We start from the raw sequence: 23,086 nt of genomic DNA, 5'->3' as shown, positions 1-23,086 counted from the left end.
CGTCCGCCCGGGGCATCGATTCTGATTCGTGACGGTACTGACGCGGGCGCCGAGACCGCCGGACCCCGAAGATGGGGCCGGGAACCGTACCTTCTGCAGGAGGCGGCCGAGGACGTGGCCGGTGGTCAGCACGACATCATCGAGGAGAGGTCCCGGCAGGGGCCGTGGCGCTGGATCGGCGTCGCCGCGCTGGTCGCGCTCGTGGTGTGGAACCTGCTGGGCCGGGAGCGGCCGGACGCGGTCTCGCCGTCGTTCCCGCCGCCGGTGCCCACGCGGGCGGGAGCCGTCGCGGAGGACGCCCCGAACGTGCTCCACCCGAGGTTCCGTCAGAAGGGCGGCAGGGAGATCCTCGACGTGGTCTTCCCCGACGGCTCGGCGGCGGAGGTGAGCTACCCGGCGGAGCTCGGCCTGGCCGAGCTGGGGGTCCGGCCCGCGATGTCGGGCCGGCTCGACGGCGACACCGGCCCGTACCGCCAGCTGACCGTGCCGTCGGGCGGCCCGGCGGGGGTCTCCCGAGGACAGCCGATGATCAGGCAGCTGGCCAAACGGGTCACCCTCTGGCATCCGATGAGTCCCGCCGAGGGCGAGGTGCTGCTGTTCGCGTTCGACCCGTGGTTCGTGGCACTGCGCGATCTCAAGGACGGCATGCCCTTCGAGCAGCGCATGCTCTGGGCGCGCAACCTGCGCGGCAAGGTGACCAAGGGCGGCTACCTCGTGCTCGACGCCACGTCCCCGGTGCGGCTGGCCACGCAGGGGGAGATCCTCGACGGCGAGCCGCTGGGACCGCAGCTGTGGTTCGGCGGGGCCAGGGAGACGCTGCTGGTGCTGGCTCCGGTGCCGGGCTGCGACGTCACGTCGATCGAGCTCTCCGTCATCGAACAGCGGCGCCGCTTCTCCGCGGAGGCGTGTCAGGACGGCGTGTACGTCGCGGCCTCGGGAGAACGGGGACACGTCGAGCGGACCATGGCGGGCATAACCGTCAGACGGACAACGTGACGGCCGCCCGTGCGCTCGTGCGTTGCGGTCGCCGTGCGAGCGGCGGAGGACGCGCCGTTCGCGGCAGCCGTCCGAACGCGTGAGATACGGCCACGTTCGCCGCAACCGCCACGCGGAGTGTGGAATGGCCCCGTGCGCGGTGGTCGGCGTGTGGACCGCGCAGGGTACGGCCACGTTCGCCGTAACCGCCACGGGAGGGCGTGAGGGGCCTCCGGTCCCGGTGGTCGCCACGCGGAGGATGTGCGGGCGGCCCCGTGCGCGGTGGTCGGCGTGTGGACGGCGTAGGGTGCGGCCATGTTCGCTGTAACCGCCACGCGGATCGATTCCGACAACCCCCTCGCCGGTCTCACGCTCGGTGAGCGCCCGGAACCCGAGGTTCCCGGCGGGTGGACCACCGTCACGGTGCGGGCCGCCTCGCTCAACCACCACGACCTGTTCAGCCTGCGGGGGATAGGCCTCCGCCAGGAGCAGCTCCCGATGGTGCTCGGCACCGACGCCGCCGGGCTCGACGAGGACGGGAACGAGGTCATCGTGCACTCGGTGATCGGCAGCGGTGCCGACGAGACGCTCGACCCGAAACGCTCGCTGCTCTCGGAGAAACACGACGGCACCCTCGCCGAGCGGGTCGTCGTGCCCCGGCGCAACCTCGTGCCCAAGCCCGCCGCGCTCAGCTTCGAGGAGGCCGCCTGCCTGCCGACGGCCTGGCTGACCGCCTACCGGATGCTGTTCGACAAGGCCGGGCTCGAACCCGGCTCGACCGTGCTGGTCCAGGGGGCGGGCGGCGGCGTGGCCACCGCGCTGATCCTGCTGGGCCGGGCCGGGGGATACCGGGTCTGGGCGACCAGCCGTTCGGAGGAGAAGCGGGCGCGGGCCCTGGAGCTGGGCGCCGACCAGGTCTTCGAGAGCGGTGCCCGGCTGCCCGAGAGGGTCGACGCGGTGATGGAGACCGTCGGTCAGGCCACCTGGGCGCACTCGCTGAAGGCACTGCGTCCCGGCGGCCGGGTCGTGATCTCCGGTGCGACCAGCGGCGCCGTCCCACCGGCCGACCTGAACCGCGTCTTCTTCCTGCAGCTGTCGGTGATCGGCTCCACCATGGGCACCCGCGACCAGCTGGGCAGGCTGGCCCGCTTCCTGGAGCAGACCGGCACTCGCCCGCTGATCGACCGCTCCCTCCCGCTGGCCGAGGCCCGCGAGGGCTTCGCGGCGATGCACGAGGGCGACCTCTTCGGGAAGGTCGTCTTCACCCTGCCGGGGTGAGCCCGGCGGATCCCGAGAAGATCATCGGAGCGCGTCGCGGATGCGGCGGGCCGCGTCGTACAGGGCGTCCTGGGCGGTCGCCAGGGTCTCCTCGCCGACCTGCGCGGCCGCCGCGTCCCTGCGGACCTCCTCGACGAACTCGGCCAGCATCTGCCCGAGCCGGGCGTCTCCGTCGCGCGACCCCTCGCCGGTGAAGCCGTCGGCCCAGATGCGCTTCCACTCGTCCTTCCACTCACCGGTCTGGCGCTGCCAGTCGCGCTTCTGGCGCTGCCACTCCGTCTTCTGCTCGCGCCAGGCCCTGCGCGAGTCCTGCTCGGGGCCCTGGCGCACGTCGCGCGCCATCTGGGTGAGCTCCTCGCGCAGCGACTTGACCGTGTCGCGTACGTCCTCCTTGACCTCGCGGGCGATGTCGCGGACGGAGTCGGAGATCTCCCGCTCCAGGTCGGCGAGCTCGTCGAGCCGCTCGTTGAGCTCGTCGCGGCCCCGGTCGCTGATGGTGAAGACCTTCTTGCCGTCCACGACCTCGTGGGTGACCAGGCCCTCCTCCTCCAGGCGGGCCAGGCGCGGGTAGATCGTGCCGGGGGACGGGGAGTAGACGCCGAGGAAGCGATCCTGGAGCAGCCGGATCACCTCGTAGCCGTGGCGCGGGCTCTCCTCCAGCAGCTTCAGGAGATAGAGCCGGAGCCTTCCGTGGCCGAAGACCGGGCTCATGCCTGGGCTCCCTTCAGGAGAGTGACGTCGGCGGAGACGGTGTTGGCCGTCAGTGACGCCATGCCGCCACCGATCCGGCCGCCCAGTGTCTTCGCGCCGGGCTGTGCGGAGTGGTCGAGTTCGGGGAAGGCCGCGTCGAGCCTGCCCGAGGTGGAACGGATCTTGACGTCGGTCTCGACCGCGTGCGGGAGCCGGAGCACGATGTCGCCGGAGACGCTGTTCATCGTGACGTGGCCGGTCGGCGGGAGCTCCAGGTCGGCGGTGATCCGGCCGGAGACGGTGGTGACGCTCAGCCGCCGGGGGGTGCCCTGGGCGACGGTGAGATCGCCGGAGAGGCTCTTGAACGACAGGTCGCCGACCAGGCCGCGGCTCTCCACGGCGCCGGAGACGGTGTCGGCGTTGATCTCGCCGCTCACCCCGTCGAGCACGATCTCCCCCGAGACGCTCCTGACCGAGGTGCGGTCCTCGAACCCGGCGACGACCGCGGACGCGGAGACGACCCCCACGTTGACCGGGCAGTCCTTCGGCACGGTCAGCGCGATCGTGGCCCGGCGGTTGCCGGGGCGCAGCCAGCCCAGCAGGCCGTCCCAGGTGAGGTCCTTGTAGGTGACGGTGAGCGTGCCGTCGTCGTCGTGGGTGACGAGCAGCGGAGGGCTGTCGATCTCGGTGACCTCAAGCGTGGGAGGACCGTCGCTGGCGAGCACCGCCAGCTTCCCCGCCACGATGCGCACGTTGAGTTTCCTGACGGAGTCGAAGGTGAGCTGCTCTGGCTTCTCGATCGTCCATTGCCGCATGATGTGGTGACCTCCTTGTACTGAACACGATATGTCGCGTCAATCGGAAGGTCAAGATATATCGCGTTTTTCTCAGTCGTCCTCGTCGTCCAGCCGGGCCAGCCAGGTGGCCAGCCGTTCCACCGGCGTCTCGAAGTCGGGGTTGAGGTCGACGAACTCGCGCAGCCGCTCGGCGAGCCACACGACGGTGACCTCCTCCTCGCCCCGGCGCGCGACGAGCTCCTCGATGCCCCGATCGGTGAAGTACATCGCGTTCTCCTTCGGTGACGCTGTGGTCGTACTCGCGATCTCGCGCGCGACGACGCTCTCGATAACGGGGAAGTCCCCCGCAGCGGCTCCTGCGGGGGACTTCCGGGGTGACGCCTGCGGCGGACCGGCCGGGGCCGGTGGTCGCCTAGTCGAAGATCTGCCCCAGCATCTGCTGCAGCTCCGCGTCGTGGGTGGAGTGCGAGCCGGTCGCCGGTGAGGAGTTGGCCTTGCGGGAGACCCGCTTGATCGAACGCCCCCCGAAGACCCCCGGGTTCTCGGCCAGCTTGAGCGCGAGGAACGGCCACGGACCCATGTTGAGCGGCTCGTCCTGCGCCCACACCAGCTCGATGTCGGCGGCGTAGCGGCTCAGCTCGATCTCCAGCGGGTCGCCGGGGAACGGGTAGAGGCGCTCCAGGCGGACGATCGCCACGTCGTTGCGCCCCTGCTTGTCGCGGGCCGCCGCCAGGTCGTAGTAGAGCTTGCCGGAGACCAGCACGACCTTGCGGACACCGGCCGGGGGAGCCGTGACGTCGCCCAGCACCGGCTGGAACGACCCCGAGGTGAAGTCGCCGACCGCCGAGATCGCCGCCTTGTGCCGCAGCAGCGACTTGGGCGTGAACACCACCAGCGGGCGGTGCCTGTTCGACAGCGTCTGCCAGCGCAGCAGGTGGAAGTAGTTGGCCGGGACCGTGGGCTGGGCCACGGTCATGTTGTCCTGGGCGCACATCTGCAGGAAGCGCTCGATGCGGGCCGAGGAGTGGTCGGGTCCCTGCCCCTCGTAGCCGTGCGGCAGCAGCAGGGTGACGCCGGAGCGCTGGCCCCACTTCTGCTCGCCCGAGGTGAGGTATTCGTCGATGATCGACTGGGCGCCGTTGACGAAGTCGCCGAACTGCGCCTCCCAGGCGACCAGCGCCTCGGGCCGCTCCACGCTGTAGCCGTACTCGAAGCCGAGCGCGGCGTACTCGCTCAGCAGGGAGTCGTAGACGTAGAACTTCGTGGTGCCCTCGTTGAACGTCTTGAGCGGGGTGTGCTCCTCGCCCGTGACGCGGTCGACCAGCACGGCGTGCCGCTGGGTGAACGTGCCGCGCCGCGAGTCCTGGCCGACGAGGCGGACCGGGTGGCCGTCGATCAGCAGCGACCCGAAGGCGAGGGTCTCGCCCATGCCCCAGTCGATGTGGTCCTCGGCGACCATCTGCCCGCGGCGCTGCAGCACCGGCAGCAGGCGCGGGTGGACGGTGAAGCCCTCGGGCATGTTGAGCTGGGTCTCGACGATCCGCTTGACGGTCTCCTCGGAGACGGCCGTCTTGACGTCCTCGTGCGACCAGGGGACGTTCTCCATGTCGACCGGGCGGGAGAACTCACCCGTCGGGTCCTTCGCCGCAGCGCGGGTCTCGGCGAAGGCGTTCTCCAGCTTGGCCTGGTAGTCGCGGAGCGCGCCCTCGGCCTCCTCCACCGTGATGTCGCCCCGGCCGATCAGCGCCTCGGTGTAGAGCTTGCGGGTGGAGCGCTTGGCGTCGATCAGGTCGTACATCAGCGGCTGGGTGAAGCCCGGGTTGTCGGCCTCGTTGTGCCCCCGGCGCCGGTAGCAGATGAGGTCGATCACCACGTCCTTGCGGAACGCCTGGCGGTACTCGAACGCGAGGCGGCCGACCCTGACCACGGCCTCGGGGTCGTCGCCGTTGACGTGGAAGATCGGGGCCTGGATCATCCGGGCCACGTCGGTGGCGTACACGCTGGAGCGCGAGCTGGCCGGGCTGGTGGTGAAGCCGACCTGGTTGTTGACCACGATGTGCACGGTGCCGCCGGTGCGGTAGCCCCGCAGCTGCGACAGGTTGAGCGTCTCGGCCACCACGCCCTGGCCCGCGAAGGCCGCGTCGCCGTGGACGAGCACCGGCAGGACGGTGAAGCCCTCCTCGCCGCGCTCCAGGAGGTCCTGCTTGGCGCGGACCACACCCTCCAGGACCGGGTCGACCGTCTCCAGGTGGGAGGGGTTGGCCACGACCGAGGTCTTGAGCTTGGAGCCGTCGGGCGAGACGAAGTCGCCGCTGGCGCCCAGGTGGTACTTCACGTCGCCGGAGCCGTGGGCGCTGCGCGGGTCGATGTTGCCCTCGAACTCGCCGAAGATCTGCCCGTACGACTTGCCGACGATGTTGGCCAGCACGTTGAGGCGGCCGCGGTGGGCCATGCCGACCACGGCCTCGTCGAGCCGCTCCTCGGCCGCGGAGCTCAGCACCGAGTCGAGCAGCGGGATCAGGGACTCGCCGCCCTCCAGCGAGAAGCGCTTCTGCCCGACGAACTTCGTCTGCAGGAACGTCTCGAAGGCCTCGGCGGTGTTCAGCCGCTCCAGGACGCGCAGCTGCTCCTCGCGGTCGGGCTTGGCGTGCGGCCGCTCGATGCGGGCCTGGATCCAGGCCCGCTCCTCGGGGTTCTGCATGTGCATGTACTCGACGCCGATGGTGCGGCAGTAGGAGTCGCGCAGCACGCCGAGGATGTCGCGCAGCTTCATCAGGGGCCGGCCGCCGAAGCCGCCGGTGGCGAACTCGCGCTCCAGGTCCCACAGGGTGAGGCCGTGCGACTTGATGTCGAGGTCGGGGTGCTTGCGCTGCTTGTACTCCAGCGGGTCGGTGTCGGCCATGAGGTGGCCGCGGACCCGGAAGGCGTGGATCAGCTCGATGACCCTGGCCGACTTCGCCACGTCGTCGTCGTGGGTGGTGGAGATGTCCTGGACCCAGCGGATCGGCTCGTACGGGATCCGGAGGGCCTCGAAGATCTCGTCGTAGAAGCCGTCCTCGCCGAGCAGCAGCCGGTGGACCTGCCGCAGGAAGTCGCCCGACTGGGCGCCCTGGATGATGCGGTGGTCGTACGTGCTGGTGACCGTCATCACCTTGCTCACCGCGAGGCGGGAGAGCGTGTCGGGGGAGGCCCCCTGGTACTCGGCGGGGTACTCCATCGCGCCGACGCCGATGATCGTGCCCTGTCCCGGCATCAGGCGCGGCACCGAGTGCACGGTGCCGATGGTGCCCGGGTTGGTCAGCGAGATCGTCGTGCCGCTGAAGTCGTCGACCCCCAGCTTGCCCGCCCTGGCCTTGCGCACGACCTCCTCGTACGCGACCCAGAACTGGCGGAAGTCCATCCCCTCGGTCGCCTTGATCGACGGGACCAGGAGCTGGCGGGTGCCGTCGCTCTTGGCGACGTCGATGGCCAGGCCCAGGTTGACGTGCTCGGGCTTGACCAGCACCGGCTTGCCGTCGACCTCGGTGTAGGAGTGGTTCATGTCCGGCAGGACTTTGAGGGCCTTGATCACCGCGTAGCCGATGAGGTGCGTGAACGACACCTTGCCGCCGCGACCGCGCGACAGGTGGTTGTTGATCACGATCCGGTTGTCGATGAGCAGCTTCGCCGGGACCGCGCGCACGCTGGTCGCCGTCGGCACGACGAGGCTGGCCTCCATGTTGGCCGCTGTCCTCGCGGCGGCGCCGCGTAGTCGGACTTCCTCGGCACCGGCGGCGGCGGGCAACTGCGTCTCCTGCTTGGGTTGGGCCGCCGGGGCGGGCTTGGCCGCCTTCGGCGCTGGGGTCGTCGCCGCGGGGGCCGGGGTGGCCTGAGCCGCAGCCGGGGAGGCCGAGGGCGCAGCGGGGGTCGGTGGAGCGGGCGCGGCGGCAGCCGCCCCCTGGGGTGCGGCGGCACGGCCGGACCCCGAATCAGGGCTGTAGTCGGCAAAGAAGTTCCACCAGGCCCGGTCGACCGACTCGGGGTCCTGGAGGTACTTCTGGTACAGCTCGTCGACAAGCCATTCGTTCTGACCAAAGGCTGCCAGCGGGTTTGTCCGCGACGACTCAGACGACACGGCGGAAATCGCCCTCTTCCGCAGATCGGCGTTGATGATAGAGAACCTGTCCAAGGCTACTCGCCTCGGCTCGGACCTGCGCCAGTCTGACCGCAGCTTCCTTGCCGATCCTCTCAGCATGGGTTAAAACGGTCAGGCACCGGGTAACTGTTTACCCGCTCAGTCGCTGGTCAGCCCGATCCGGCGGGTGTGATCAGCTCGGCCAGACCAGCCGGGACTCCACTCGTATCCCCGGGGTGACATCTTCGAGCAGCCCGGCCAGCTCGTCCCCGGCGGCCCGCAGCTCCTCCGCGGACAGGGGCGAGAGCCGCTCCAGCAGGAACAGCGCGTCGGTCGTCTCCTCGGTGATCCGGGTGCGGACGCACTGCCGCCAGTTCCAGCGGCGGCAGGTGACGCCCCTGTCGTCGCGCCAGACGACCTCGCCGGCCTCCGGGTGGTCGATCGCGGGCTCGCCCTTCTCGACGACCTCGAACGGCTCGTCCCCGGCCGCGCGCACCAGCCTGGCCGTCCCCTCGTAGCGGGCCAGGTCCTCGCCGCCGATCGGCAGGCCGTGCCTGACGCTGATCGCGTTGTAGGCGTCGACCACCTGGTTGATCTCCGGCGGCGGCATCCGCCTGACCAGCGCGTCCACCGACGGCCTGGTCCGCTGCGGCTTCGCCCCGAACCCCCGGTACGCCTCCCGCCACGCCTCGACCCTCGGGTCGTCGACGGCCACGGCCTTCTCCGCGGCCTCCGCCAGCCAGGCCCGCGACCTGTCGTCCGTGGGCCCGTTGCGCAGCCCGTAGACCCCCATCACCAGCACCCCGAAGTCCGGCCTGAGCGCGCTGACGGCGGGATCCACCCGAATATCCTCGATCACGGCCCCAGTTTAGGGCGCCAGCGACCATCCACCCTGCCGTCCTGCTGCGGTGACGACGGCGGACCACCGCTGATCGAGGATCAGGGCCTGATGACCGCGATCGAGCAGATCGTGCGCCGGAGACTCTGAGGAAGCGTGGAGCGGCCGCCTCGGGAGGCGGCCGCTCCACGCCGGTCACCCGCAGAGGGTGCCGTTGAGGAGGAAGCGTTCCGGTTTGGGGTTGGGGCCGGGGGCTTCGGCGCCGATGAAGCCGAAGGTGACCGAGCGGCCGGGCCTGATGGTCTTGTTCCAGGAGAGGTTCCGGGCGGTCACGGTCGCGCCGTCCTGGGTGAGGTCGGCGCTCCAGTGCCGCCGTACGGACTGGCCGCCCAGGAAGGACCAGCCGAGGGTCCAGCCGTCGATCGCCGTGGTCCCGGTGTTGGTGACGGTGACCTGGGTGTTGAACCCGTCGGGCCACTGGCCGTGATTGGTGTAGGTGACCTTGCACGGGCCGGGGGCGGCGGGGGTGGCGAGGTAGGAGGAGATCCAGGCGAGCGGGGAGTTCCAGTTGATCGTCAGCTCGTTGGTGGCCCACGACTCGATGTCGTCGATGTAGCAGAACTGCGGCTCGCAACCCCGCAGCTTGGCCTGGGCCACCGGGTCCTGGATCGCGGAGTTCGGGCCCCCGGCCAGGGTGCCGCGCGGCGGGTTGGGCAGGGACGGGTCGAGCTGGCGGGCGTACCAGCGGCTGTGCTGGTTCTTCGAGGCGACCTCGCCGTAGCCGGTCACGTACGACTGGTTGAGGGCGTTGCGCCCGAAGAGGTAGTCGAGCCCCTCAAGCACCCCGTCGTGATACTTCGCCTCGCCGCTCAGGTCGTGGGCGACGGCCATCACGACCATGTTGTTGAGCACCAGGTTGTTGGAGCCCCAGTCGTAGTCCGGCGGGTTGTACGGGACGCCGTACGGATGGGCCCTCTGGACGGCGAGATACTTGTCCGCGCCCTCCAGGACCGAGCGGCGCACCCGGGCCCGGTCGGGGAGCGCGCTGGGCACGGAGGCCAGCTGCAGGCGGCCGAGCTGGGCGGTGTTGCCCCAGTCGAAGCCGCGCTCGCGCCAGATGTCGCCGGTGTGGTGCGGCGAGGCGAGGACATAGTCCCTGAACTCCTTCTCGCCGGTGGCGAGATAGAGCTCGGCGGCCGCCCAGTAGAACTCGTCGGTCACGTTGTCGTCGTTGTAGGCGCCGCCGCCCACCCCGTCCGCCGGGTCCGCGTACCGCGCGGGGTTCGCCTTCGCCGCCGTCCACGCCTTCCTCGCCGCCGCGAGGTTGCGCGCGGCGAACGCGGTGTCGTACGGGGCGAAGAGGCGGGCCGCCTGGGCCGCGGTGGCGGCCAGGTTGAGGGTGGCGGCGGTGGAGACCGGGTGCAGCTCGCGTGGCTGGGGGTCCAGGTGGGGCAGCAGGGGCAGCCCGGTCCACGCGGCGTCGTGGATCTTGTGATGGGCCATCCCCGCGTACGGTTTCCCGTCGGGGACCTGCATGCTGAGCAGGAACTCCTGCTCCCAGCGGGCCTCGTCGAGGATGTCGGGCACCCCGTTGCCGCTCTCGGGGATGTCGAGGTCGCCGTCCCTGTGGAGACCGTCGGCCTTGGCGCGCTCGAAGGCGGACATCAGCTGGTGGACGGAGATGCCGCCGTTGACGACGTACTTGCCGTGGTCGCCCGCGTCGTACCAGCCGCCCTTGACGTTCAGCGTGTAGTCGCAGACGCCCGGCTGACAGGGCACCGCGACGTCACCCCGGTTGGGGGCGACCCCGGCGTGCCCGGCGGGCCTCCCGTAGCCGGGGCGGAGTTCGTCGAGGATCGGGATGCCGCTGCGCTGGGTGTAGTAGAACTTCAGCGCGTCGGTCCTGAGCTCGCCGTAGACGTCCGCGCCGATGTCGAAGGGGCGGCTGGTCTCGCCGTCGGCCTCCAGCGTGTAGCCGGTGCCGGGGGCGGTGACCGTGCCGAAGTCGATCGAGTGCACGTTCTGGCCGGAGCTGCCGTCGACGCCGCGCGGGACCGTCTCCCCCTCGGAGACGGTCTCCTCGCCGCGCCTGAGCTTCCAGCCGACCGGCTCCGTCCCCTCGGTGACGAGGGTGGCGTTCTTCGGTCCCGAGGGCAGGTAGCCGACCATGTTCACCCGGACGCGGGGGCCGGTGTCCGGCTCGTAGACGTCGGGGTCGGCCCCGCCCTTGAGGGAAACGTTGTCCACGCAGAACCTCCACGGGGTGGCACTGCCCCCGAGCTGGAACGCCACCTGCGCGCCCGGCAGGTCCACGGGTGAGGTGAAGGTGTAGCGGTAGTCGTTACCGGACACGCTCAGCTCGGGATTGGCCGACAGGTACTGCGTGTAGGGGTCCACCGGCAGCTGGACGAGGGCCTTGGCCACCCGCCCCGGTGTCGCGATCCCGAAGAAGGAGAACTCGTACGTCTCGTCCTTGACCAGGGGGATGTCGTTCTGGCCGACGATGACGTCCCAGGGGTTGGCGGTGCCGCCGGGGACGTCGGCGCACAGACGGCCGCCCTCGACCTCCAGCGCGGTGTTGCCGGTGCTCCACCAGGGGGCGGTGCCGCTGTCGAAGGTGCCGTTGACGATCTGTTCTGGGCCGTCCGCGGCGGCGGGCAGGGGGGTCAGGGTCACCAGGGCGGCGGCCGTGGCGAGGGCGAGCCAGGCGGGTGGTCTGATCACGGGGGGTCCTTTGGGCGGGGGAGGTACCAGGTCGCGGGAGCGCGGGTCCGAGGGTCCCGGTCGGGGGGATCCAAGTGGGAGCGCTCCCACTGCCTGAGTGCCCGATGTTTCCAGCGCGTTTCGCCCACCGTCAACCGGCCCCCGTGCCGTGCCGCCCGCCGACCGGGCGAATGACCGATTTGTCCGATGAAACTTTCACGGCCTCCCGGGTGTGACGCGGAGGGGGTCCCGGGCGCGCCCCGGGAAGCGGCCGCGGGGATTCTCAAGGGCTGGTCGCGGGAACCCTCAGGGGGCGGTCCAGTCGATCTCCGGCCCCCTGGGCACGATCCCGCTCGGGTTGACGTTCGTCTGCGTCACGAAGTAGTGCCGCTTGATCTGGTCGAAGTCGGTCGTGTCACGGAACGCGGGGATGGCGTACAGGCGGCGGGCGTAGGCCCACAGGACCGGATGGTCGGTGAGCCGCCGCACCGCGCACTTGAAGTGCGAGTTGTAGACGGCGTCGAACCTGGCGAGCGTCGGGTAGAGCCGCACGTCGCTCTCGGTGAGCGCGTCGCCGTGCAGGTAGGGGCGGGTGGCCAGCCGCTCCTCCAGCAGGTCGAGCGTGGCGAACACGTCGGTGACCGCCTCGTCGTACGCCTCCTGCGAGCGGGCGAACCCGGCCCGGTAGACGCCGTTGTTGAGGCCCTGGAAGATCACCTCGTTGAGCGCGTCGATCTCCTCGCGCAGCTCCTCCGGGTAGAGGTCGGGGGCTCCCTCGGCGTGCCACGGCGCGAAGGCCGTCTCCAGGGTGAGGGTGATCCGCGGGTAGTCGTTGGTAACCAGGCGCTTGGCGGCGACGTCCCAGACGCAGGGCACCGTGTAGCGGCCCTCGTAGCCGGGGTCGGTCGCCAGATAGAGCTCGGAGAGGTATTCCACCCCGGTCACCGGGTCGCCCCCGGGGATCCGCCAGCCCTTCTCGTCCCTGATCGGGTCGACGATCGTCACCCCGACGACCTCCCGCAGGCCAAGCAGCTCGCGGACGATGAGCGAGCGGTGCGCCCACGGGCAGGCGTAGGAGGCGTAGATCTGGTAGCGGCCGGGCTCCGGCGGGTGCTCGCCGCCCGCCTCGATCAGCGTCGTGAACCGGTTCGGCTGCCTCTCGAAGCGACCGCCGCCGGAGATCTCCTTTTCCAGTTTCATGACTCGACGGTACGGGACCCCCGGCCGTAAGGGGCACCCGTCCCCCTGAGGTATTTCATGTAAACCCAGTAGGAAATATTGACTTACCGTGGAGTGGTGCGTAGTTTCTCCGGTATGGGCATCTATCTGACTCGGTGCGCGCACGTCGACCTCTGCCGCGTGTTCAGCGCACAGTGTCCGTGATCACGAATCCATCCGCCGTCCCCACCCACACCGCACAGGACGCATCTCGTGATCATGATCAGACATGTCCACAGCCCCATCCTCGCCAATCCCGCCATCCCTGTCACCCCTGTCGTCATCCCCGTCCGCGTCCTCCCGGGAGGTTCCCGATGAGGCTCCGGATCCAGGGGGTCGGCAAGGAGTTCACCGGCCGCGACACCCACCGCTCCTTCGCCGCCCTCGACGACGTCAACCTCGACGTACGGGAGGGAGAGCTGCTCACCCTGGTCGGGCCGAGCGGCTGCGGCAAGTCCACCCTCCTCGACCTGATCGCCGGGCTGGCCGCGCCGACCACCGGCCGGATCCTGCTGGACGGCGTCCCCCTCGACGGCCCCGGCCTCGGCCGGGGGATCGTCCTGCAGCAGTACGCGTTGTTCCCCTGGCGCACGGCGCTGTCCAACATCGAGTTCGCGCTGGAGGGCAGGGCCGCCACGAGGCGCGAGCGCGCCGAGCTGGCCAGGGGGTATCTGGACCTGGTGGGGCTGGGCGAGTTCGGGGACCGCTATCCCCACGAGCTATCCCTCGGCATGCCCCAGCGCGTGGCCATCGCCAGGAGCCTGGCCGCCGATCCGGCCGTGCTGCTGCTCGACGAGCCGTTCGCCGCGCTGGACGCCGGGACCCGGGAGTCGCTCCAGGAGGAGCTGGTGCGAATCTGGGAGAAGACCGGCACGACCATCCTTTTCACCACCCGGAGCATCGACGAGGCCGTCTACCTCGGCCGGAGGGTGGCGGTCATGACGTCCCGGCCCGGAAGGATCGGGCGGCCCGTCGAGGTGGACCTCGGCCCTCGCGAAGGTGATCCGAGGGGCGGTTCCCGCTTCGGGGAGTACCGCCACGAGGTGTGGAAGCTTCTCCGTTCCGACGTCGACCAGAAAGCACCGGTGGCCTCATGAGCATCGTGACCGTGGTGGGAAACCCGCGACCGGGATCGCGCACCCACGGGGTGGCCGTCCGGGCGGCGGAGGCCGTCGCCCGGCGGATCGGGGACGAGGAGGCTCCCGAGGTCGTCGACCTGGCGGCCCTCGCCCCGCTGCTGTTCGCCCCCGAGACGGCGCCGGAGGTGAGGGCCGCGGTGGAGCTGGTGGCCGGAGCCGACGTGCTGGTGGTGGCGAGCCCGACCTACAAGGCCACCTACACCGGTCTGCTCAAGGTGTTCCTCGACCGGTTGCCGGGCGGTGCGCTCGCCTCGGCGGTCGCGCTCCCGCTCCTGGTGATGGGGGACGCCAAGCACTCGCTGGCGGTGGAGGTCCATCTCCGCCCGTTGCTGGTGGAGCTGGGGGCGACCGTGCCCACCCCGGGCCTCGCGCTGCTGGAGTCGCAGATTCCCGACCTCGACGCCGTTCTCGGTCCCTGGGCCGACCGGGTCGGCCCGCAGGTGATCGCGGCACTCGGGAAAAGGGCCCCCGAGTGACAGCGGGAAGAGATAACGACCCCAACGGGTTTTGAGTAGTGTCCTTTGTTCCTTAAAGGGGAAAAAGTGACCAAGTGGATCATCTGCATAGTAACCCACACAGTCCTAAGCGAGGCGGCATGACCGAGACACTGTCCGGCAGAGCGGTCGACGCCGAGCGTTTCCGGGAGGCACTGGCCGTCCACGCGGCCGGGGTCGTCGTCGTCACCGCGCAGGTCGACGGCATACCGGTCGGCCTCACGGCCACCTCGTTCTCATCCGTCAGTCTCACGCCCCCGCTGGTCTCCTTCTACGTGGACCAGTCCTCGACCACCTGGCCCTGGCTCCGGCGGGCCGACCACTTCGCGGTGAACGTGCTGGCCAGCGACCAGGCCGAGGTGGCCTCGCGCTTCGCCAGGAAGAACGTCGACCGCTTCGCCGCCCCCACCTCCTGGACCCCCGGGCACCTGGGCGTCCCGCTGCTGGACGGCGTCTCGGCTCACCTGGTCTGCGCCCCTCACTCCACCGTCGACATCGGCGACCACGTCCTGGTCGTCGGGCTCGTGACCGAGACCAGCCTCGACCCCGGCGGGCGCCCGCTGCTCTATCACCAGGGCCGCTTCGGGCGCTTCACCCCGCACACCTGACACCACCTCTTGATCCTTCGGGGACTCCCCGGCCGATCTCGCGAGGAACGCCCGTGCCGGGTTGTTCCTCGCGGGTGCCGGCGTGAGACGGGGATCGGCGCACCCGGTGTGTCGACGCTCCGAAAAGATCTATTGGTGCACTCGCGGACGTCCGCACATTTATTCGCTGGATGAAATGCCAAATGCCGCGATTTTTCACTGATGGCGTCATGAGTGCCATTTGTCGTGAACGAGGCTTCTGCCGGTCGTACCCGGGCTCATCGCGCTCATCGCGCGGCTCGTCCGCTCCGCCCGTGGGGCGGAGCCGGGGGATGTCCGCTGGAGGGACGCCTCGGAGGGGGCCGAGGAGGATCCTCAGGACTCGCGGGATACCTCGGAGGGGGATTCCCCGGGACGCGTGGGATGCCTCGGAGGGGGCCGAGGGGGATCCCCTCAGGCGAGGCGTACGGTGCCCCGGCCGGTGGCCAGGGGGAGCTCCAGCGCGGTACGGATGCCCGGCGGGGCGGCGCAGAGAGCGGCGACGGAGTTCACGGCGTGGGCGGCGGCACCGGCCAGGCCGTGCGAGATCTCACCCACGGTGAGCATCAGCTGGGGCACACCCTCGATGTGGACGCTGAAGCCGGGATCGGCCCAGCGTTCCACCCGGGTGGAGTCGGCCTTGTAGACGCACTCCACGGTCATGAAGGGACGGCCGCGGACCAGCCCGCTGAACATCCAGCGGGACGCGCACACGGTGCCCGCCCTGACCACCCCGGCGCTGATCTCGAACTCCTCGGACGCGAGCTCGAACTCGTCGCTCTCCTCGACCTCGTCGAGCGCGACGCCGAGGTTGTCGGCCACGAACTGGACGCTCTCGGCGAACAGCGAGCGCTGGAAGGCGCGGAAGGGGCGTACGGCCGCGACGTAGTCCTTGGCCGAACGCGTGAAGCCGAACAGATCCACCACGATCTGCCGGGACGGGTGACCCCGGAAGTCGGACGACTCCCGGACGTAGATGTGGTCGACGCGGCTGGACAGGCCGGTCAGCGTGAGCGGCAGGATGTCGCTCATGAAACCGGGGTTGACGCCGGTGCCGTGCAGGGACGTCCCTCCCGCGCGGCAGGCGGCCTCCAGGCGCTCCACCACCCCCGGGCCGTAGCACTTGGGATACACGAACCCGGTGGTGGTGATGACGTTCTTGCCGGCGGCGAGCAGCGCGCAGATGGTCTCCACGTCGCTCGGATGCTCCCCGCCGAAGTAGGACGCCGGCAGCGGCATGTGCAGCACGCAGTCGGCCTCCGTGGCGAGAATCTCCTCGACGTCGTCGGTGCAGATGACACCGGCCTCGGGGAGCCCGACGAGGGTCCCCGCGTCCTGTCCCACCTTGTCCGGGTCGTAGACCAGGACCCCGGCCAGTTCGAACTCCGGCCGGGTGATCACGCTGCGCAGGGAGTATCTGCCGACGGCGCCCGTGGCCCACTGGACCACGCGCAGGGGCGGCGATAAGGACATATAGGGCCTCCAGCCCAAAATATTGGGCGGGGCCTTACTAGGAATTAGTGAGGGGTGTCGTCGTTGACCCTCGCCCGTGTGGGGCAAAAACTTTAGCAGAAATTAACACGCGTGCTTACTATGCGCAATGATCCCACACGTTTTTGGTTACCACCCCGCGCCCTGTCTTCGCGCTTGTCTCCGTGTCTTGTTTCCGTGCCTTGTTTCCGCGATGCCGTTCGCCTTGTCTCCGCGCCGCCGTGGAGGTCCCGTCGGCGGTCCGCCGCGAGGGCCGCGGGCGCCCCTCTGGCGCCTCGTGGCATCGTGCCCATGGCATCACGAGGGCCGGGCGAGCTATTGTTCAGACGACTAGAATTATGTTCTCGTGGGAGGGTTGCGGATGTCAGAGCTGCGGTTTGACGGCAGGGTCGCGGTCATCACCGGCGCCGGGCACGGACTCGGCCGCTCGCACGCGCTGTCGCTCGCCGAGCGCGGCGCCAAGGTGGTGGTCAACGACCTGGGCGGGGCACTGGACGGCACCGGCGCCTCCGCGGGCCCGGCCGCCGACGTGGTCGAGCTGATCAGGAAGAACGGCGGGGAGGCGACCGCCAGCACCGACGACGTCGCGACCCCCGAGGGGGCCCAGGCGATCGTCCGCACCGCGATCGACACCTACGGGCGGCTGGACATCGTCGTCAACAACGCGGGCATCCTGCGGGACAGGTCCTTCGGCAAGATCAGCGTCGAGGAGTTCGACCAGGTCCTCGCCGTCCACGTCCGCGGCTCGTTCCTGGTCAGCCGGGCGGCGTTCCCGTACCTCAAGGAGCAGGGGTACGGCCGGATCATCAACACCTCCTCGCCCGCCGGGCTGTTCGGCAACTTCGGCCAGGCCAACTACTCCACCGCCAAGATGGGCCTGGTCGGCCTCACCAAGACGCTCGGCATCGAGGGCGCCAGGGCCGGGATCAAGGCCAACGCGATCGCGCCGATCGCCTGGACCCGGATGACCGAGGAGCTCCTGCCCGCCGAGTTCGAGGCCAGGTTCACCGTGGAGCGGATCAGCGCCCTGGTGACCTTCCTGGCGCACGAGGCCTGCGAGACCAGCGGCGAGGTCTTCAGCGTCGGCGGCGGCCGGATCGCCCGGGTGTTCGTGGCCGAGGGGCCCGGCTGGCGGCAGGACGACCACACGGTCGAGGACATCCGGGACAACTGGGAGGCGATCCTCGCCGAGCAGCCGTACCTGACCCCGACGACCCTCGGCCAGCAGGCGACCGCCTCGATGAAGGCGATGCTCTGACGGTGACGCGCTGACGGTGACGCGCTGACGGCGACGCGCTGACGGCGACGCGCTGACGGCGACGCGCTGACGGCGACGCGCTGACGGCGGTGGCGGGCCGGACGTTCGAGGGCGCCCTCGTTGCGAGGGCGCCCTTTCCGTTGCCCGGGGTTCGTCACCCGAGGGGATTTCCGGCGGTTCTGGAACGGTCCGGAGAAGGCCGTGCGGTTATTGGGATCCGGTGAAATGCCCGGTAGGGCGTCGGGTGGGGCCGTGCGGACGGGATCCGCTTTCACGGGCGCGGAGCGAGGGGTTCTGCTTGTCCCAGCCAATCTTTTGCTTGACGGTCGACAGAACTCGTCCTTACCATCCTGAAATAAGGAGGAAATAAGACAGAAACCAGCAAATTTCGAGACTTCCTGCCACTTTCTCCCGGTATCACAACCGGTCGGCCGGCCAAGGCCGTCCGGTTCGTTTCGCATGTCCTTCTCATCCCCCCAGGAGATTCCATGCGCCGCCCGTTCACCGCCTTAATGGTCCCGATCCTGCTCCTGTTATCCATGGTCTCCGGTTTGTCGCTGTCCTCGGCGAGCGCGGAGGTCGCGAAGGCGGCCGCCTTCCGGGTGCTGCTGTTCACCGAGACCGCCGACTACGTGCACGGCTCGATCCCGTCCGGCATCACGATGGTCCAGCAGCTCGCCGCCGCCAACGACTTCGAGGTCGTCCAGTCCGCCAGTTCGAGCTCGTTCACCGACGCGAACCTGGCCGGCTTCGACGCGATCATCATGCTGCAGAACTCCGGCATGGTCTGGGACAACGAGGCCCAGCGGCAGGCCACCCAGAAGTTCGTCAACGACGGCGGCGGGATCGTGGCGGTCCACAACACCACGGACATGAACATCGAGGCCCAGTTCCCCTGGTGGGACCAGCTCGTCCTGGGCGGCGCGCACATGACCGCGCACTCCAGCATCCTGCAGGGCACCGCCAAGGTCCTGGACAAGAAGCACCCCTCCACGGTGGGCCTGCCCGACCGCTGGACGCGTACCGAGGAGTGGTACAACTTCGACCGGACCAACCGGGGCGACGTCCACGTCCTGGTCACCGCCGACGAGACCACCTACGACGCGGGCGGCAGCAAGATGGGCGCCGACCACCCGATCTCCTGGTGCCGCAACGCCGAGGGCGGGCGCGTGTGGGCGACCGCGATGGGGCACGAGAGCGCCTCCTACAGCGAGGCCAACTTCCGCCAGCACGTGCTCGGCGGCGTCAAGTGGGCGGCGGGCAACGCCGCGGGCGACTGCGGCGGCACCGTGTGGAACCGGTTCCAGAAGGTCACGCTCGACAGCGCCCCCGACCAGCCGATGCAGCTCGACATCGCTCCCAACGGGGACGTCTACTACATCGCCCGCTCCGGCAAGCTCGTGCTCGTCCGCAAGAGCAACGGCCAGATCGTGACCACCGGCACGCTGAGCGTCTACACCGGCGGTGAGGACGGGCTGATCGGCCTGGTCCTCGACCCGGCCTTCGCGACCAACCGCTGGGTCTACCTCAACTACTCGCCGACCGGTTCGGCGGCCGTCAACCAGGTCTCCCGGTTCACCCTGAACGGCGACACCCTCGACCTGGCCAGCGAGAAGAAGCTTCTCGCCATCCCGGCCACCAGGACCGACGAGCCGGGGCACACCGGCGGGCAGCTCGCCTTCGGGCCCGGCGGCAACCTCTACATCGGCGTCGGCGACGACGTCAACCCCTTCTCCTCCGACGGGTACGCGCCGATCGACGAGCGCGCGGGCCGCGCCAACTTCGACGCCCAGAAGACCAGCGCCAACACCAACGACCTGCGCGGCAAGATCCTGCGGATCCACCCCGAGAGCAACGGCACCTACACGATCCCCTCGGGCAACATGTTCGCGCCGGGCACCGCGCAGACCCGCCCGGAGATCTACGCGATGGGCTTCCGCAACCCGTTCCGCTTCTCGGTGGACTCCGAGACCGGCTGGATCTCGGCGGCCGACTACGGCCCCGACGCCGGATCGGCCAACGCCAACCGGGGCCCCGAGGGCACCGTGGAGTGGAACCTGATCAAGTCGCCCGGCTTCTACGGCTGGCCGTACTGCGTCGGCAACAACACCCCGTTCAACGACTACAACTTCGCCACCTCCACCTCGGGGGCGAAGTTCAACTGCGCGGCGCCGGTGAACAACTCGCCCAACAACACGGGCCTGACGAACCTGCCCGCGGTCAAGGCGGCCACCGTCTGGTACACGTACCACCTCACGCCGGAGTGGCCGGAGATGGGCACCAGCGGCGGCGCGGCCCCGATGGGCGGGCCGTTCTACCACTACGACGCGGCCAGCGCCTCGGACACGAAGTTCCCGGCCTACTTCGACGACACCCCGTTCTTCTACGAGTGGAGCCGCAACTACCTGATGGAGATGCGGCTGGACGGGAGCGGCAACGTCCTGAAGACCAACCGGTTCCTGTCCAACCTCGGGTTCAGGTCGCCGATGCACATGAAGTTCGGCCCTGACGGCGCGATGTACCTGATCGAGTGGGGGGCCGGCTACGGCGGCACCAACCCCGACGACGGCGTCTACCGGATCGACTACATCAACGGCTCGCGCTCCCCGATCGCGAAGGCGGCGGGGACGCCCACCTCCGGGCAGGCCCCGCTCACCGTGCAGTTCTCCTCGGCGGGCTCGGCGGACCCGGACGGGGACCCGTTCACCTACGCGTGGGACTTCACCAGCAACGGCTCGACCGACTCCACCGCGGCGAACCCCTCGTTCACCTACACCGCCAACGGCACCTTCACCGCGCGGCTCACGATCACCGACTCGTCGGGCAAGAGCGGCTCGGCGACGGTGCCGATCACGGTCGGCAACACCGCGCCGGTCGTGCGGTTCGGCTCGCCGCCCGACGGCACGGCCATCTCCTTCGGGGACTCGGTCCCGTACACGGTGACCGTCACCGATCCCGAGGACGGCACGATCGACTGTTCCAAGGTCAGGGTGGTCACGGCGCTCGGCCACGACACCCACAGCCACGACACCGGCCAGTTCACCGGCTGCTCGGGGACCGTGGTGACCACGAACTCGGGCCACGACGCCGACGCCAACACCTTCTACGTCCTGACCGCGACTTACACCGACAACGGCGGCCTGTCCCACACCGCGAACCTGATCCTGCAGCCCCGCCAGAAGCAGGCCGAGTACTTCACCGGCTCGTCCGGGATCCGGATCATCGACCAGGCAGGGGCGCAGAACGGCAAGCGCGTCGGCGACATCTCCAACAACGACTGGATCTCCTTCGCGCCGATGAGCGTCCAGGGGGTCGCGTCGGTGTCCTACCGGGTGTCCTCGCCCGTGGGCGGCGGCTCGATCGAGCTGCGCGCCGACTCGCCCACCGGGCAGCTGCTGTCCACCACGGCGGTGCAGAACACCGGCGGCTGGGACACCTACCAGCAGACGGTCACCAGCTCGGTGGCGGCGCTGTCGGGCAGCCATCCGCTGTTCCTGGTGTTCAAGCACCCGACCGCCAACCAGTTCGACCTCGACTCCCTCACCCTGAACGCCTCGGGGGGTTCGAGCGGGCCGGTGGCCGGCGGCGTCTACACGCTGGTCGCCGCGCACAGCTCCAAGGCGGCCGACGTCGAGGGCCAGTCCACGGCCGACGGGGCCAGGGTGGTCCAGTGGGCGGCCAACGGCGGCACCAACCAGCAGTGGAGGTTCACCGCCGCGACCGGCGGCGCCTTCACCCTCGCCGGGGTCCAGGGCGGCAAGTGCCTGGACGTGAACGCCGGCTCCACCGCGCCGGGCGCGCTGATCATCCAGTGGACCTGCCACAGCGCCGCCAACCAGCAGTGGAGGTTCACCGCCGGGACGAACGGCACCTGGAAGATCACCTCGGTCGCGAGCGGCCACTGCCTTGAGGTGCCCGGCGCCTCGACGGCGGACGGCACGCAACTCACCCAGGCCACCTGCGGGACCGGCACCAACCAGCAGTGGAGGCTCACCCGGGTGAGCTGACCGGAGCGGTCAAGTTCGCCGACTTTTGCCGATTGAGGCAAAAGTCGGCGAACCGTTAGGTAAAAGTGATTCACAAACCCGTCTAAAGAGGGTTAGCTTCTGCACACCTGCTCGGAACAGGGAGGTGTTCGTGAAGCGGACCGTCGCTCGGCCGGAGAACGCGCACCAGGCCGCGCTTCTCCGGCTGCTGCGTGAGAGAGCGCGGTCACGCGCCGAACTCGGCGACGTGACCGCCCTGTCGCGCTCCCGGCTCAACCTGGAGCTCGACCGGCTCATCGAGCTGCGCCTGGCCGAGCAGGCGGGGCTCGCGGCCTCACGCGGCGGGCGCAGGTCCGGCCTGGTACGGCTCTCCGGAGAGCTCCGCTTCGCCGGGATCGACGTCGGCGCCACCTCCATCGACGTGGTCGTCACCGACGGCGAGCTGGAGATCCTCGGCCACCTGAGCCAGCGGTGCGACGTGCGCGACGGCCCGGTGGCCGTGCTCGACCAGGCGATGGAGATGATCGCCAAGCTGGGCGAGCAGGGCCTGTTCACCGAGCTGCACGGCGCGGGGATCGGCGTTCCTGGGCCGGTCAGCTTCCGCGAGGGAGTGCCGGTGGCGCCCCCGATCATGCCCGGCTGGGACCGCTACCCCGTCAGGGAGGCGGTCGGCCAGGCCCTCGGCTGCCCGGCCGTGGTCGACAACGACGTCAACATCATGGCCCTCGGCGAGCTTCACTCGGGGCTGGCCAGGCAGGTGGACGACTTCCTGCTCGTCAAGATCGGCACCGGCATCGGCTGCGGGATCGTGGTGGACGGAAAGATCTACCGGGGTGTATCCGGCAGCGCCGGGGACATCGGCCACATCCGCGTCGACGACCAGGGCCCCGTCTGCGCCTGCGGCAACGTCGGCTGTCTGGAGGCCTACTTCGGCGGGACCGCTCTCGCCAGGGAGGCCACGGCCATCGCCGGGCGCTCGGCCTACCTGGGCCGGCGACTCGACCAGACGGGTACCCTCACCGCCGAGGACGTCTCCTCCGCCGCCGAGATGGGCGACGCCGAGGCGGTACGGCTCATCCGCGACGGCGGGCGCAGGGTCGGCACGGTGCTGGCCGGCCTCGTCAGCTTCTTCAACCCCGGCCTCGTGATCATCGCGGGAGGGGTGGCCCAGCTGGGCCACGTCCTCCTGGCGGAGATCAGAAGTGTCGTCTACCGCCGGTCGCTGCCCCTGGCGACCGGCAACCTGCCCATCGTGCTCTCGGAGCTCGGACCCGACGCCGGCGTGGTCGGCGCGGCCAGGCTCGGCAGCGACCACGTCCTCTCGGCCCCATGATGAACCAGCGAGGCCCCATGTCAGAAGCCAGCCCCCTGCTCCTCATGCGCGGGATCGTCAAGCAGTTCCCCGGAGTGCGCGCCCTCGACGGCGTCGACCTGGAGGTGCTGCCCGGAGAGGTGCACTGCCTGCTCGGCCAGAACGGC

General features: G+C 69.9%; 16 protein-coding genes. 8 read left to right on the top strand and 8 right to left on the bottom strand.

The genetic code is table 11. The features are described 5' to 3' along the window. Positions 1 to 114 precede the first annotated feature (114 nt). On the top strand, positions 115 to 996 hold the full coding sequence (locus tag ACSC1Q_RS41860; RefSeq protein ID WP_436764307.1) for a hypothetical protein: 882 nt from the start codon (positions 115 to 117) through the stop codon (positions 994 to 996). A gap of 294 nt (positions 997 to 1,290) precedes the next feature. Further along, positions 1,291 to 2,253: a zinc-binding dehydrogenase gene (locus tag ACSC1Q_RS41855; RefSeq protein ID WP_436764306.1), complete on the top strand. Its 963-nt coding sequence runs from the start codon at positions 1,291 to 1,293 to the stop codon at positions 2,251 to 2,253. A 21-nt stretch (positions 2,254 to 2,274) separates the two neighbouring features. Here the strand turns inward: ACSC1Q_RS41855 and ACSC1Q_RS41850 are convergent, their stop codons facing one another. From ACSC1Q_RS41850 to ACSC1Q_RS41820, 7 genes are all read right to left on the bottom strand, one after another. Beyond that, positions 2,275 to 2,964 carry a PadR family transcriptional regulator gene (locus tag ACSC1Q_RS41850; RefSeq protein WP_436764305.1) on the bottom strand — a complete coding sequence of 230 codons (690 nt, stop codon included), beginning with the start codon at positions 2,962 to 2,964 and terminating at the stop codon, positions 2,275 to 2,277. Further along, the gene (locus ACSC1Q_RS41845) at positions 2,961 to 3,758 is read right to left on the bottom strand and encodes a DUF4097 family beta strand repeat-containing protein (RefSeq protein WP_436764304.1); all 798 of its coding nucleotides are present in this window, start codon (positions 3,756 to 3,758) and stop codon (positions 2,961 to 2,963) included. The genes ACSC1Q_RS41850 and ACSC1Q_RS41845 overlap by 4 nt, the downstream gene beginning before the upstream one ends. Positions 3,759 to 3,830: 72 nt before the next feature. Continuing rightward, positions 3,831 to 4,007, bottom strand: coding sequence for a DUF6104 family protein (locus ACSC1Q_RS41840; RefSeq protein ID WP_329094229.1), 177 nt, complete (start codon positions 4,005 to 4,007; stop codon positions 3,831 to 3,833). 145 nt (positions 4,008 to 4,152) lie between these two features. Further along, on the bottom strand, positions 4,153 to 7,854 hold the full coding sequence (locus ACSC1Q_RS41835; protein ID WP_436764303.1) for a multifunctional oxoglutarate decarboxylase/oxoglutarate dehydrogenase thiamine pyrophosphate-binding subunit/dihydrolipoyllysine-residue succinyltransferase subunit: 3,702 nt from the start codon (positions 7,852 to 7,854) through the stop codon (positions 4,153 to 4,155). Positions 7,855 to 8,047: 193 nt separating this feature from the next. Beyond that, complete coding sequence (locus ACSC1Q_RS41830) at positions 8,048 to 8,713, bottom strand: B3/B4 domain-containing protein (protein ID WP_436764302.1); 666 nt, start codon at positions 8,711 to 8,713, stop codon at positions 8,048 to 8,050. 174 nt (positions 8,714 to 8,887) lie between these two features. Further along, entirely contained in the window at positions 8,888 to 11,416 is a 2,529-nt protein-coding gene (locus ACSC1Q_RS41825; RefSeq protein ID WP_436764301.1) for a glycoside hydrolase family 9 protein, read from the bottom strand. A 285-nt stretch (positions 11,417 to 11,701) separates the two neighbouring features. Then, positions 11,702 to 12,595 (bottom strand): glutathione S-transferase family protein, encoded by an 894-nt coding sequence (locus tag ACSC1Q_RS41820; RefSeq protein WP_436764300.1) that lies wholly within the window; start codon positions 12,593 to 12,595, stop codon positions 11,702 to 11,704. 332 nt (positions 12,596 to 12,927) lie between these two features. Between ACSC1Q_RS41820 and ACSC1Q_RS41815 the strand changes: the two genes are divergently transcribed. The 3 genes from ACSC1Q_RS41815 to ACSC1Q_RS41805 all read left to right on the top strand — a co-directional run bounded on the left by ACSC1Q_RS41815 (position 12,928) and on the right by ACSC1Q_RS41805 (position 14,854). Then, a complete protein-coding gene (locus tag ACSC1Q_RS41815) occupies positions 12,928 to 13,710 on the top strand; it encodes an ABC transporter ATP-binding protein (protein ID WP_436764299.1) in 783 nt (260 codons plus the stop codon). Continuing rightward, entirely contained in the window at positions 13,707 to 14,228 is a 522-nt protein-coding gene (locus ACSC1Q_RS41810; protein WP_436764298.1) for an NADPH-dependent FMN reductase, read from the top strand. Before ACSC1Q_RS41815 ends, ACSC1Q_RS41810 begins: the two co-directional genes overlap by 4 nt. Positions 14,229 to 14,347: 119 nt before the next feature. Continuing rightward, entirely contained in the window at positions 14,348 to 14,854 is a 507-nt protein-coding gene (locus ACSC1Q_RS41805) for a flavin reductase family protein (protein ID WP_436764297.1), read from the top strand. Between the two features lie 432 nt (positions 14,855 to 15,286). Here the strand turns inward: ACSC1Q_RS41805 and ACSC1Q_RS41800 are convergent, their stop codons facing one another. Further along, complete coding sequence (locus tag ACSC1Q_RS41800) at positions 15,287 to 16,345, bottom strand: NAD(P)H-dependent amine dehydrogenase family protein (protein WP_436764296.1); 1,059 nt, start codon at positions 16,343 to 16,345, stop codon at positions 15,287 to 15,289. Positions 16,346 to 16,724: 379 nt separating this feature from the next. Between ACSC1Q_RS41800 and ACSC1Q_RS41795 the strand changes: the two genes are divergently transcribed. The 3 genes from ACSC1Q_RS41795 to ACSC1Q_RS41785 all read left to right on the top strand — a co-directional run bounded on the left by ACSC1Q_RS41795 (position 16,725) and on the right by ACSC1Q_RS41785 (position 22,940). Continuing rightward, positions 16,725 to 17,621, top strand: a complete 897-nt coding sequence (locus ACSC1Q_RS41795; RefSeq protein ID WP_436764295.1) for an SDR family oxidoreductase — start codon at positions 16,725 to 16,727, stop codon at positions 17,619 to 17,621. 488 nt (positions 17,622 to 18,109) lie between these two features. Beyond that, complete coding sequence (locus tag ACSC1Q_RS41790; RefSeq protein ID WP_436764294.1) at positions 18,110 to 21,628, top strand: ThuA domain-containing protein; 3,519 nt, start codon at positions 18,110 to 18,112, stop codon at positions 21,626 to 21,628. 130 nt (positions 21,629 to 21,758) lie between these two features. Further along, positions 21,759 to 22,940 carry an ROK family protein gene (locus tag ACSC1Q_RS41785; protein ID WP_436764293.1) on the top strand — a complete coding sequence of 394 codons (1,182 nt, stop codon included), beginning with the start codon at positions 21,759 to 21,761 and terminating at the stop codon, positions 22,938 to 22,940. Positions 22,941 to 23,086: the final 146 nt, after the last annotated feature.

The organism is Streptosporangium heterodermiicola (assembly GCF_051390675.1).
GTDB lineage: Bacteria > Actinomycetota > Actinomycetes > Streptosporangiales > Streptosporangiaceae > Streptosporangium.
Note: the sequence above shows the minus strand (reverse complement) of the source record. Positions and strands in the feature narration are given on the sequence as shown.